This window comes from Rickettsia australis str. Phillips, assembly GCF_000273745.1.
In the GTDB taxonomy this organism is placed as follows: domain Bacteria; phylum Pseudomonadota; class Alphaproteobacteria; order Rickettsiales; family Rickettsiaceae; genus Rickettsia; species Rickettsia australis.
In genome coordinates, this window is the sequence record NZ_AKVZ01000020.1 from 68,002 (window position 1) to 81,386 (window position 13,385).

Consider the following 13,385-nt stretch of genomic DNA (forward strand, 5'->3'; position numbering starts at 1 on the left):
AACATATGCAAGAATTTGATTTAGTGGTAATAGGTAGCGGTCCGGCCGGTTATACAGGTAGTATTAGAGCTGCTCAGCTTGGTATGAAAGTAGCGTGTGTTGAGAAAAACGATACTCTCGGTGGCACTTGTTTAAATATAGGATGCATACCGTCGAAAGCTTTACTTAATTCCTCTGAAAAATATGAAGAAGCTTTAAAGCATTTTGAGAGTATAGGTATTACTGCAAATGTAAAATTAGACTTACAAAAAATGCTAGCTAATAAAGATAAAGTAGTTTCTGACCTTACAAAAGGGATAGCAAGCTTATTTGCTAAGAATAAGATTACTAGGATAAAGGGTGAAGCTAAAATTATCGCGAGCAACATTGTGGAAGTAAATAAGGAGCCAATTAAAGCCAAAAATATCCTAATTACTACAGGTGCCAGCGTCATAGAAATACCAAATATCAAAATAGATGAAGAGTTTATAGTTTCATCTACCGGAGCTTTAAAGCTTTCTAAAGTACCTGAGACCTTAATAGTTGTCGGGGGAGGATATATAGGCTTAGAACTCGGTTCAGTTTGGCGTCGTTTAGGTGCTAAAGTAACGGTTATTGAGTATGCACCAAGCATTGTGCCTATGCTTGATAAGGAAATTGCTACGCAGTTTATGAAGCTACAGCAAAAACAAGGTATAGAGTTTAAACTAAATACTAAAGTGCTGTCTGCTGAAGTAAAGTCAGGAAAAGTAAATCTGACAATAGAGGAGGGCGGTAAGAATTCGGTAGTAACTAGCGATGTGATATTGATGGCAGTAGGTAGAAAAGCCTATACGCAAAATCTAGGGCTTGAGTCTGTTGGTATTATTACAGATAAGCAAGGTAGAATTGAGATTAATGACCGGTTCCAAACAGCAATTTCAAATATTTACGCAGTCGGGGATGTGGTAAAAGGAGCTATGCTTGCTCATAAAGCCGAGGAAGAGGCTGTAGCTGCTGTGGAAATTATGGCAGGGCAGGCAGGACATGTTAACTATAATCTAATTCCAAGCGTAATATATACTTATCCTGAAGTAGCAAGCGTCGGTGAAACGGAAGAACAGTTAAAAGAAAAAGGCATTAATTATAAAGTAGGTAAGTTTCCGTTTTTAGCAAATAGTAGAGCAAGAGCAATCGGTAGTACGGAAGGGATGGTTAAGATCCTTGCCGATAGTAAAACCGATAGGGTTTTAGGAGCTCATATTATAGGAGCCAATGCAGGTACACTCATTGCCGAGCTTACGGCTTATATGGAATTCGGAGCAGCTTCAGAAGATATAGCAAGAACCTGCCATGCTCACCCGACTTTAAGCGAAGCTATAAAAGAAGCAGCTCTTAGTGTGGATAAGAGGACTATCAATATGTGATATTGTTCTACTCCAATGTCATTCCCGCGTAGGCGGGGAATCCAATAAAACATATAAAAAACTTGTTTTTATATGTTTATTTTTCAAATATTGAATGTAATTTTTATACTAATATTAAGGTTATTTTCTGTGTTCCCGCCTACGCGAGAATGACATAGAGGAGTGCTGAAATGACAGTAACAATGACCAAACAAGAGCTGCGTCTTTATTTCAAAGAATTTTTAATAAAAAACCAAGATAAGATTAATTACGACTTATTCAAAAACTCCCTAATCAATAAAATTAACCTGTTATTAAAGGAGTTAAAAGTACAAACAATTGGTCTCTATTATCCTCTAAAATACGAAATTAATTTACTTGAAATAACAAACTTACAGCCTGAAATAAAATTTTTCCTACCAAAAATTATAGCAGATGAAATCAAATATTGTTCATATAAATCCAATGATGAACTAGTGCTAGGTGAATTTAAAACCTATGAGCCTCTAAATAATGATTTTTTTATTCCTGAGTTAGTTATTATCCCAGGGCGTGCGTTTAGTAATGAGGGTTACAGACTTGGATACGGCAAAGGACATTTTGATCGATATCTTAATAATAACCGAGATATATTAGCTGTCGGAGTTTGTTTAAAAGAGCAGTTAATAGATAATTTTCCTGTTGAACCTCATGATCGTAAACTTGATTTTGTGATTTCGGTATAATAACCTTAATTTTTTTAATTGTATAAAATATTATATTTGTATATTATTATTACAAAAATCAACTTAGGGTAAAATAGTTGATATAATAAAAAAATTGTCATATTGCTCAGTGTACTTTTTGCTTTTTTTGCACAAGCATTTGGAGCTTGGCTAAAAACAGGACAAGTATCCGGTGATACTCAGACTGGAGACATTTGCTTTCAATTAGCATTGATAGGAGTAGGGATACTTATCATCGATCAGGCATTTATAGTAACTTGCCTGATTAGGTATACAGTGAATATGTCAAAATAGTACAAGATATTGAGTACAAGTTACATTAGTTGGCTAACTTTTTTGTATTCATATATAGGCTACAAATTATTTGATTTATAGCTTTTTTCTTATAAGTTATTACACAAACTTATTATTTCATCTTTATATTTTTGTTTGTGTAAATATTTACTTTTTAAATTTAGATTTTTAAAATCCTTGTGATTCAATGGCGGGTATTTACTAAGCTTTATTATATCTTCATCTAAAATAAAATGCTTACGAGGAATATTTATAGTTTGTACATTCTCTTCACGATAAGCTGCAAGTGCTTGAATTTTACGGTTAAAACTTTCATCATCACTTCTATATTTTATTTTTTTCCACGCATCTTTCGGCTCAACCTTATAATTTCTAACGTCTAATAAAGAACTAATAGTAGTTTGGTATTTATTAGTTAAATTATTTCTAATAATTATATTATTTAGCTCTTGATATATCTTATACAAATACTCCACGTCTAACATTGCATAATTTAACATATCACTAGTGATAGGGCGTTTTAGCCAGTTAGATTTTTGGTGGGTTTTATCAATAGTAATACCGATTAGCTTATAGCAAAGGTCATCATAGCTTAGCTGTTTACCGAATCCGCAAATATTTGCTGCAATTTGTATATCAAAAACATTAGAAGGTAGTATTTTAAATAAATTATAGAAAATCTCTAAATCTTCCCGAGGAGCATGAAATATTTTAGTAATATTATTATCTGCAAGTAACTTATTAAAAATATTCAGATCTAAATTGCTTAATGCATCAATTATTCCGCAATATTCTTCTGCTTTAACTTGAATTATACTAAGCTGAGCATAATAGGTATAGCGACGCTCAAATTCCGTATCTATACTTAAGCATGTCTTATTTACTAACCTGTTACAAAATTCTTCTAATGTTTTTTGACTATCAATAATTTGCATAGAAGGTATTTTATAAAGCTCCGATAATTTTTAAGAAAAGATTAGTATGAGACAACGACAGGACAACTTCAAGACCGATTAAAATAATAATAATCCACTCAAGTTTGGTAGAATGTTTATAATTAAGGTCATTTGAAAGAATGTCCAAAAGCTCGTGAATCATATTAAGCCGGTGATTCATTATATTTTGCCGTATTTCTATGTCTTGAAACTCTGCTGTCATCAGATATAGAGGCTCGTAGCTCGGACGACGCCAAAAGAATTCAGGAGTATCAAATATATCGCTATGCAAGCTAATAGAATAACGCTCGTTAAATAATATACCTATTTGCTGTAATATCTCCTTTTTAGACAGCGACACGCTACCGGTCCTAGCCAGTTCCTGTTGTATAGGAGTTGTCTGAACAATCAAGTTACTAACAGACTGCTCAAGAACACTAAGTTTAACCGATTGTGCAAGAGCATGGGAAATAGAAAGTTTAACAAAAACTGATTTATCTGCTAAGATTATTTTATTTTTTTCTTCATCAATAAATGTTTTCTTGACTTCCGTATTATATTCAAAATAAATATAATCAGATACCGGCTCTTTAAGCTTATTTACTGTTACTAAATCAGTATCGCTTAAAACTATTTTTTCTTGAATTTCATCACCGCCCCAAATAGTTACACAGCCAAACGGAAAGAAAAATATCTCTATAAAATCAGAATCTTTATTTATCTCTTTCCGAATATATAAAACATCATCAAAATGTTGAGGTTCAAGACCAATCTTTTTTAAATTAGTAACTAGATCACTCATCTTATATTCGGAAGCAGTACAGTAAGATGAACATCTCATGATTATTAAGTTTAATTTATATAAATTTAGAGTATAATAGTTAGGCACCTATAAAGTCAATAATATTATAATTATGTATGAAATATTAAGTAATAGAGAGATTATCAAAATAATAGGTTTAAATTCTGTAAAGTTCCTACAAAATCTTGTTACTAACGATATTAAGAAAAATCAGTATTGCTATACATATTTACTTACTAATCAAGGAAGATATTTATTTGATTTTTTCGTGTATGCTCGCAACCTTGAGGAAATTTACCTTGATATTGATAAAAGTAATAAAGCTGCTTTGATAGAGCATTTAAACTTCTATAAATTGCGCTCTAAAATACAAATAATAGATTGTAGTGACGAATATAAAGTTATCTACTCACTTCAAAAATTAGATATAGACACACTAGTTACGTCTCGTGATCCGAGATATTCTATGCTTGGTTTTCGTTCTATAAATAAGTGCGGTACCATACCGTGGTTTGACTACGGTATCCAGAAAACAATTAAAAAAGACTGGACCCCGTGGAGAAGCCACAGGGTGACAGAGATGGAATCGATCCATGCAACACCCTACCCCCCATGTCATTCCCACGAAGACGAGAATCCAGCCTCCTTATATCTAGAAGATAAATATAATTTCGCGATAATAGACGGTGTGGAAGATTTAAGCACAGATAAATCTATTCCAAATATGTACGGTGCTGAGGAGTTAAATGCAATTAGTTTTGACAAAGGCTGTTATGTCGGGCAGGAAGTTATTTCAAGAGCTAAATATCAAGGTGTTATAAGAAGAAAGATATATAAAATTACAGCAGATGAAGATTTATCCTCATTAGTTAAAGATGAAGAAATACTCGCAGATAAAGATAAAATCGGTGTAATATGCTCAAGTTACCGTAATAAAGCAATCGTCCTAATCAGAGAAGAAAAATACCTTGCTTGTAAAGACGCTGATATTACTGTTAAAGGGATTAAAATAAACTTATCTCTCGCTCCTTGGTATTAGATAATAGTTAAGCTTTTAATAATTTCTAGACCATATAATTTTGTAGTTTATTTTATATTAATACTTTTTTATAAAAAAATTTTTGGAGCTATGATGTCAAATCCTTCTCAACTTATACAAGAATTTAAATTTACTGAGGCTGTTGGGGTATTAGCATCAACTAATGTAAATGAGTGAGGCAATATAATTTTCCAGCTAAAAAACCTGAAGGTACCATATCTCCTTATGCAGCAATAAATGTTAATGCTTTAGAAGCTTTATGATTTATGAATTCTGTACTCACTTTAACGTCTAATAATCAGCAGCAGATAAAAGATATGGTAATTTTATTAAAAATTGTATTAAAACTGCATATAATAAAATGGAAAATTATAGTAGTACTATTTGGGATGGAAGAGACAATAATGGTAATACTACAGCTCGTTGGCTTGCTTGGAACAGAGCTACCGAAGAACTTTACGGTTTATTAAATAAACACCCTTATAGAATATGAAAAAAACTTTCACGTAATGTTTTTGATGTCACAATGGAAGTTGAGCATTTAAATGTAGAACAGAAAAAAGAACTAGCTAAAGTTTTAATGCCTTTAGGCATACAAATTAATAACTTAAATACATATAATATTATTTTACAAAATAATGAATATTTAGAGTATCTAAAAAGTATTACGGAAAATGCTAGTAATTGATCTTTAGAAATATTCACAGAGTTTACAAACAATGCGATAACAAAAATAGGTTATTTAATTAGTAATCTAAAAATAATAAAGTAGATATTTCTACTACTAAGAAATTATATAGAAAAAGGTTATGAGATAGTTGATAGTATATTTAAATCTCAAGATAAAATAAACATTGAAGAATTATTATACAAAGATTTAACTTCTTCAACAACTTATGTTTCTTCATTTCTACATTGGTTATTAGAGCTTAGAAATACTAATTTAACATCTCTTTTACAAAATTATGATCAAAATAAAGAGCTTGATTTTTACGTAAAAGACTGGAATGACACAGCACAGCGCAGTGTATTAGAGTGTATAGCTAATTATAGACTTGATATTTTAAAGGATGGAATTCTAAAACCTTACTTAAATCCCTGTAAAAAAGAAAAAAATGAGAAGATACTAGTAAATTTAGTAAGTAATAATAGTAAGGTAAATAGTAAAAAACTAATATTACCTTTCTTTAAGAAATTGTTGGAACATAAGCCGCCTTTATTTAATGATAATCTTAAGGATACAAAAATAGCTATTGCTAATAAAATTGCTCAAGAATCTTTAAATGCTAAAGAGATCCCTACAGATGTTTATATAACTCAAATAATGGACTTTGCTTCATGTTTCATTTCGTTGCAGCAATATGAAAAAGAAATGGTGAATAGTCTAGGTGTTGCTAATCTTAATTTGTACGATTAAATTATCAAAAGATTGATGCAGTAAAGCAGGGTATCATAGCTAACTTAACCTTGTGTTGTATGAACGTTCAGGATATTATTTCCGCGTAAGCGGGAAGGCGTTGTTGCGTGGATACCACCCCATCATTGCGAGGAAATTGCATAGCAATTGACGAAGCAATCCAGTAAAAAATTCTGTAAGTCAGAATTCTGGATTGCCGCATCCCCTATGGCCCCTCGCAATGACGGGGTTTTTTATTATTTTTTGGTATCCACACGGGAATGACATAGAGTCTTATCACGCTCATGTGCATTTAGTTAAGAATGACATACTTTTTTCACTCCACAAAAATATTGTTTGTTTCTTTTTTTATCTTTATTATTATTTGCATAGAAAATCCCTATAGCGTAACTCTATGCCAAATATAGATCTCCTCATTTTTACTAGCTTTTTAGCGATTAATTTGCTAGTGGGAATTCTAAACATCAAAAATATAAAAAATATTCGTGAATATGCGGTAGGAAAAAGGAATTTTTCTATAGGTACAATAGTCGCAACTCTTATTGCTACTTGGATCGGTACTAGTACTTTTTTAATTGATAATTCAAGAATACATACGGACGGGTTATTTTACTTATTACCTAGTATATTCGGTAGCGTCGTTAGTTGGTTATTAATTAGTTACTTTATAGCTCCTCGTTTTGAGAATTTTTTGGGTCGCTTATCAGCAGCGGAAATAATAGGGGAGGCTTACGGTAACAAAGTTCGTATTCTTACGTCGATAGTTAGTATATTAATGTCTATAGGTAGGATTGCCATGCAATTCCACGTAGCAAGTTTAATATTACAGCTATGCTTTAATATTTCAAATTTTTACATAGATTTATGTATCGCCACCGTAATAATAAGCTATTCTGCTTTTGGCGGTGTAAAATCGGTTACTTTTACCGAAGCCGTACAGTTTTTTACCTATAGTGCAATTATTCCGGTCACAGGAATTATCGTATGGAATGTTTTTAGCAATCCGCATATAGTTATAGACCCAAACGTACAGACCCGTCTAACTGATTTACAAGGATTGTTTCACTATACTAGTCCTAAATTTTGGATTTCTTTAAATATTTTTATATATTTTGCGATTCCGTCGCTTGGTCCTTCAATTTTTCAAAGAATATTGATGGCAAAAGACACAAAGCAAATATCAAAAACTTTTTTTATTTCGTCAATTATTTGTCTTTGTTTATCCGCCTTATTTATTTGGATTGTAATATTATTACTATCTCAAGATCCAAGTGTTAACACTAATGCATTGTTTTTACAGATTATTAAAAGTTATATAGGATTTAATGGGTTAATTGTCGGTGTTATTATGGCAATGATAATCTCAAGTACTAACTCTTATATTAACGTTGCAGCGGTAACTTTTACTAATGACATCATTAAAAAAGCTTCATTAAATTATAATTATATAACCGCAATTACTATAGGATTAATAGGTTTTATTATATCACTCTATACGAAAGATTTAATAAATCTATTTCTATTGTTAACTAGTATCTATTTGCCGCTAATCACTTTGCCGTTAATTTTGTTAATATACGGTTTTAAATCAAGTGCCAAAAGTTTTTTTATCGGTATGATTGCTGCAATATTAACTATTATATTGTGGCAAATATTTGCTTTAAGAGCAGTTCTAGGTATTTATCCGATACTACCCGCAACTATTGTAAATTTACTCTTTTTCCTTGGAAGCCATTATATTTTAAAGCAACCAGGAGGGTTTAATTCTTTAAAAGAGCCGTTAGCCGTTAAAATAATCAGGCAAGAGAGAAAAAGAAAATTTTTGACTTTATTTCGTGATCTTAAGAATTTTAACATCTTTAAATATTGGGAAAGTACCCTACCAAATCAAGAAATTACTTATAGTTATGTCGGTATATTTATTTTAATATCGATGTTCTCATCTTTATATACCACATCAGGTAGTAAAATAATGACCTATTTGGAGATATATAATATTATTTACCATACCACCCTTATCACTGCTGCAATATTAATCACTTATCCTTTATGGTCTTTAAAATTTAAAACACATTATATTATATCTTTATTTTGGTTTGTTGCTACTTTCGTTATATTAATATTTTTCAGTAGTTTACTTGTTATATCAAATAGTTTTGATCAGTTGCAATTAATGTGTTCGATAATTAACTTACTTATAATTGCAACGATATTCAGGTGGCAAGCTACTTTACTTATGACCGTTACAGGAGTGTTTGCAAGTATAGAGTTTTATAAATATTTTATGGATGAGAAGTTATTAATTAGCATAGATAATTTTCAATTCAAAGTAGTATATTTCCTAACCTTATTTAGTAGCCTTTTAATAGTATTCTTAAAACCAAGGCAGGAGCAAGAAAGATTAGTTAACCTAAAAAATACTCATTTAGGTAATAGAGTTAATTATAGAGAGCAGGAATTAGAGAAGTTACTTGATTTAAAACATGAGTTCTTACGTAATATAAACCATGAAATCAACACGCCGCTAACCGGTATTATTAGCCTTGGTGAAACCTTATGGGCTAATTATGATAAATTTAATGAAGATCAGCGTCGTGGTGCCGTAGAGATTATAGCTAAAAGCTCTATTAGATTAAATAGCTTGATAAATAATATTCTAGATTTTTCAAAATTATCCAGTCTTAATTATGAATTAAATAAAAAAGATATCAACTTAAGTGAATTGCTACATGACAGGATTAAAATATGTAAGCAATTATATCTAAACGGCAAAACCTTAAATTTTGTATCTGATATTGAAGAGAATATAATATTTAACTGTGATCCTCATTATATTAAACACACATTCGATAATTTAATAATTAATGCTCTCAGCTATTGTAGTGAGGGAATGATAAAAATTGATTTACAAAAGCAGAAAGACAGTATTGTATTCAGTATAAAAGACGATGGAATAGGAGTACTGAAAGAGGAATTGCAGAGTATATTCGGCGTATTTGTCGTAAGCTCTAAAACACGTACACCGGCAGGAGGTAGAGGAGTAGGGCTTGCTCTCTGTAAGAAAGTAATAGAACTGCACGCCGGAAAAATTTGGGCAGAAAATGATAAACAGGGCAAGACTCAGTTTATTTTCACGATGCCTTATACTCGGTAAATTTCAAAAATTGCGTCTAGCAAGTTCTGCGGTACTCATGTATTAAGTATAAGATCAGCTCCTCACCTCGCAGACTCCTTGCTCTTTTTGAAATTTACCTTCGTATAACCATCATAATCTTAATGGCATGGTTGCTATGTCATTCCCGCACAGGCGGGAATGACATAAGAGGACAAGAGTATAATATTAACATCCTTATCTATGAAAAAAATTATTTTTAACAAACAACAAGATTTGATATCAATTATAGCACCAGCATCAAGCTGTCCGGATGAACAAGATAAATTAAAGGAAGCTATTAAAATGCTAGCTTTACATGGTTTTAAAACTTTAGTAGATGATAAGATTTTTTCAGGTGATGAATTACCTTTTTTCGCTTCTCCTAAAGAGGAAAGACTGAGAATGTTCAAAGAAGCTATGGAAAATAAGCAGGTTAAAATAATTTGGGCTTTTCAGGGTGGATATGGATGCAGTGAATTTGTAGAAGATTGTTTTAATATAACTCAAAAAGGTGATAAAATCCTGATAGGCTATAGTGATACTACCGTTTTGCATTTATTACTAAATAACCATTATAATATCCCAACTATTCACAGTTCAGTATTAACCTCGTTACTACCGCCTACTAATCAGGCTATTATGCCTATAATAGATATTCTTGAAGGGAAAAAGAGTGAAATACAACTTATATCTATAAATAAAATTACTGAGGAAAATATAACAGGTACAATAACAGGCGGCAATTTAACGGTTTTTAGCAAGTTAATAGGAACTTCTATTGACCTAAAAAATGGTAATATATTACTGCTTGAAGACGTTAATGAACAAGCCTATGCCGTGCATCGTAATCTAGTTCAATTAAAAAATGCCGGTATATTTGACGATATAGAGGCAATAATTTTCGGTAATTTTACTAAAGGGGATGAGTTTGTAGAACAAGCTATAAAAAGTTTTTGTTTAAATCATATTCCGCATATAGAAGCTTATAAAGCTGACGGCATAGGACATGGAGAGGTAAATCATCCGGTTATTATGAATCATGAAGTAATTATAAACAGTAATATTTTAAGTTTTACTAGCCCTTTTGAAATAGTAAAAAACAAATGATAAATTCTATCAGAATAGGTACAAGAAACAGTCCACTTGCTTTAATACAAACTAATTTAGTTATTCAGCAAATCAAACAATTTTTTCCTGATATTAATTGTGCAATAGTACCCATTATTACTAGCGGTGATTTAATCCAAAAGAAACCATTATACGATATAGGAGGTAAAGCTTTATTTTTAAAGGAAATAGAGCAAGCCTTGCTTGATAAAAAAATTGACTTAGCTGTTCATTCTTTGAAAGACGTACCGGGTAGAATACCTGAAGAGCTAGTAATTGCCGCTGTTTTAGAGCGTGAAGACCCCAGAGATGTTTTTGTATGTTTAAATTATAAATCCATAGAAGAACTGCAGCAACATTCAGTAATAGGCAGCTCGGCAGTGCGAAGAAAAGCATTTATCCAAAAAATAAGACCAGATTTAAAGGTAACAATTTTTAGAGGGAATGTTAATTCAAGAATAAAAAAGCTAATGACCGGCGAAGTTGATGCAACAATTTTAGCATATGCGGGTCTGAAAAGGCTGGGAGCGTTTAATCCGGAATATTGTCATTTGATAGAATATTCGCAGATGTTGCCGTGTGTAGGGCAGGGAGTCATTGCAGTTGAGATACGACAAAATGATAATTCTATGCTTGAGATATGCAACCAAATTAATCATCTTCCTACCTGTGAACTAATAAAACCCGAAAGAGCGTTTTTAGAATATCTAGACGCTAATTGCCGTACACCGATTGGTGCTTACTCACAATATCTAGATGCGGATAATATACAAACCGATTTTATGCTTGGTAACCTCGATTGCAGTAAAATAACCTTCCACACTGAAATTACCAATATAAAAACCTCAAAAGAAGGCGGCATCAAAGCCGCTAAAATGATGTTGAATCAACTGAAAAAATAGATATTTCAGGAGTATATTCCTTAAATATCGGATATTTATGGAATATACTTAAGGATTTTTAACCAATACTTATGTAATCATAATTCATTTATATCTTTGCTAGTCCTGACAATTCTTCATTAATTCGATCAAAACAACTCAACCAAGGAAAGTGTCCTGTATCATATAGCTCGATTATTTTTATGTTAGAACGAGACCATTTTGTATTTTCTGAAAATAGTTTGATAGGAAGCGACTTATCATCGTGGCTTCCAATAATTAATGTCGGTAATTTATTGGGTATCCAGCTATATTTATAAGAGTTATAAAAATTTTGACTAGCCCATATTCTTGTTTTTATATTATATGAACAAAGTTCTAATAATTGCTTTCCAACTGGGATTTCATGTTCACAAAATATATATGGAATGTTTGCATAAAAAAATGTCTTTAATGATTATTCGGAGTGCTACTCATTATAACTAAACCGGTTAATATATTTTCTAAATTATCTATAGTTAACGAAAACATACCACTAAAGGAATGGGTAAAACGAGTATACAAGGTGCTAATCTATTTACTACCTCTATTAAGCACTCTTTCCAATCTTCATAATTTATTTCTTCAGTATTACGATTATTGCCATCCCCAGAAAAATACCCTATAAATAATGAACCTTGTAAGTCTAATCTTGATACAAAATCAAGTAATTAGCTCACATACCAGGACCGCCGGGAAGAAAAAGCCAATTAAGTTTACAAACACTATCTTGTTTTAATTTATTTAATCTATAATTTTTTACGAATGAATAATTATCTTTTATTCCTTCCTCTTTCATGTAAATTCCTTATGTTGCCTTAGGTTTTGTGGATATCTCTCAAAAGATTTAATTTTGGCTATTTTTTGCTGCAAATTATAAGATTTTGTTGAAATATAAGTAAAGAGAGTATAGAATTTTTTAAATCAGAGGCCGCTCGTAGTCATGTTTCTTATCAAAAAGTAATTAGAGTGTTATTAGATAAGTATACTAAAACATTACAAAGACATATCAGAGTATAATCTCATAAACTGAGCTGGCGGATAGGGTGGGATTTGAACCCACGGTACGGTTGCCCGTACGCCAGTTTTCAAGACTAGTGCCTTAAACCGCTCGGCCACCTATCCAAGAAGATTCATACCAAATAATCTTATATATTTCAAGGGAAATCTTGAAATATATAAATTTAAATCACAAATCCAAATTGTTCTTTCACTTCGTTAACCGTTTCAGAAGCTCTAATTCTTGCTTTTTCTGCTCCACTGCGTAGTATTTTTAATAAATATTCTTTATCATTCATTAATTCTAAATATTTATCACGTATCGGTTGTAGATTTGTAATAATAATTTCTGCTAAATCTTCTTTAAATTTTGTAAAACCTTGGTTCTGATAATTATTGATTATTTTTTCTAAACTTTCTTCGGATAAACTTCTATAAATATCTAATAAATTACTAATTTCCGGTCTTGTTTCTTTATCATAGCTAACAAAGCTTAAATGATCAGTTTTGGCTTTTTTTATTTTTTGATGAATAAGGTCATTATCATCTTTCAAATTAATACGAGCGAAATCAGATATATCAGATTTACTCATTTTCTTTAATCCATCCCGTAAGCTCATGATTCTTGT

13 protein-coding genes, 1 tRNA gene and 1 pseudogene are annotated in these 13,385 nt (G+C 31.3%); 10 read left to right on the top strand and 5 right to left on the bottom strand.

The genetic code is table 11. The features are described 5' to 3' along the window. The first annotated feature begins 5 nt into the window (after positions 1-5). From lpdA to A452_RS12800, 3 genes and pseudogenes are all read left to right on the top strand, one after another. The gene (gene lpdA / locus A452_RS0103450) at positions 6-1,385 is read left to right on the top strand and encodes a dihydrolipoyl dehydrogenase (RefSeq protein ID WP_014412678.1); all 1,380 of its coding nucleotides are present in this window, start codon (positions 6-8) and stop codon (positions 1,383-1,385) included. A gap of 182 nt (positions 1,386-1,567) precedes the next feature. Further along, positions 1,568-2,089, top strand: a complete 522-nt coding sequence (locus A452_RS0103455; RefSeq protein ID WP_014412677.1) for a 5-formyltetrahydrofolate cyclo-ligase — start codon at positions 1,568-1,570, stop codon at positions 2,087-2,089. A 102-nt stretch (positions 2,090-2,191) separates the two neighbouring features. Beyond that, a pseudogene (locus tag A452_RS12800) lies at positions 2,192-2,420 on the top strand (hypothetical protein). Positions 2,421-2,472: 52 nt separating this feature from the next. On the opposite strand, the gene A452_RS0103465 reads toward A452_RS12800, so the two are convergent. Then, on the bottom strand, positions 2,473-3,318 hold the full coding sequence (locus tag A452_RS0103465; RefSeq protein WP_014412675.1) for a ribonuclease D: 846 nt from the start codon (positions 3,316-3,318) through the stop codon (positions 2,473-2,475). A 10-nt stretch (positions 3,319-3,328) separates the two neighbouring features. Beyond that, positions 3,329-4,120: an RMD1 family protein gene (locus tag A452_RS0103470; protein ID WP_014412674.1), complete on the bottom strand. Its 792-nt coding sequence runs from the start codon at positions 4,118-4,120 to the stop codon at positions 3,329-3,331. Between the two features lie 112 nt (positions 4,121-4,232). Between A452_RS0103470 and ygfZ the strand changes: the two genes are divergently transcribed. The 7 genes from ygfZ to hemC all read left to right on the top strand — a co-directional run bounded on the left by ygfZ (position 4,233) and on the right by hemC (position 11,739). Next, complete coding sequence (gene ygfZ, locus A452_RS0103475; protein ID WP_014412673.1) at positions 4,233-5,159, top strand: CAF17-like 4Fe-4S cluster assembly/insertion protein YgfZ; 927 nt, start codon at positions 4,233-4,235, stop codon at positions 5,157-5,159. Positions 5,160-5,520: 361 nt separating this feature from the next. Further along, positions 5,521-5,652: a hypothetical protein gene (locus A452_RS12530; protein WP_269208701.1), complete on the top strand. Its 132-nt coding sequence runs from the start codon at positions 5,521-5,523 to the stop codon at positions 5,650-5,652. 33 nt (positions 5,653-5,685) lie between these two features. Further along, entirely contained in the window at positions 5,686-5,847 is a 162-nt protein-coding gene (locus A452_RS10805) for a hypothetical protein (RefSeq protein WP_017208549.1), read from the top strand. A gap of 510 nt (positions 5,848-6,357) precedes the next feature. Beyond that, positions 6,358-6,576, top strand: a complete 219-nt coding sequence (locus A452_RS0103500; RefSeq protein ID WP_017208550.1) for a hypothetical protein — start codon at positions 6,358-6,360, stop codon at positions 6,574-6,576. A 394-nt stretch (positions 6,577-6,970) separates the two neighbouring features. After that, a complete protein-coding gene (locus tag A452_RS0103505; protein ID WP_014412670.1) occupies positions 6,971-9,730 on the top strand; it encodes a sodium:solute symporter family transporter in 2,760 nt (919 codons plus the stop codon). Between the two features lie 201 nt (positions 9,731-9,931). Next, positions 9,932-10,837, top strand: a complete 906-nt coding sequence (locus tag A452_RS0103510; protein WP_014412669.1) for an LD-carboxypeptidase — start codon at positions 9,932-9,934, stop codon at positions 10,835-10,837. After that, positions 10,834-11,739, top strand: a complete 906-nt coding sequence (gene hemC, locus A452_RS0103515) for a hydroxymethylbilane synthase (RefSeq protein ID WP_014412668.1) — start codon at positions 10,834-10,836, stop codon at positions 11,737-11,739. Before A452_RS0103510 ends, hemC begins: the two co-directional genes overlap by 4 nt. Before the next feature lie 694 nt (positions 11,740-12,433). Here hemC and A452_RS12535 read toward each other — a convergent pair. From A452_RS12535 to A452_RS0103530, 3 genes are all read right to left on the bottom strand, one after another. Beyond that, positions 12,434-12,556, bottom strand: a complete 123-nt coding sequence (locus A452_RS12535; protein WP_014412667.1) for a hypothetical protein — start codon at positions 12,554-12,556, stop codon at positions 12,434-12,436. 236 nt (positions 12,557-12,792) lie between these two features. After that, positions 12,793-12,882: transfer RNA gene (locus A452_RS0103525), tRNA-Ser, on the bottom strand. Between the two features lie 59 nt (positions 12,883-12,941). Beyond that, on the bottom strand, positions 12,942-13,385 hold a 444-nt coding region (locus A452_RS0103530), incomplete at its 5' end, for a hypothetical protein (protein ID WP_025999563.1).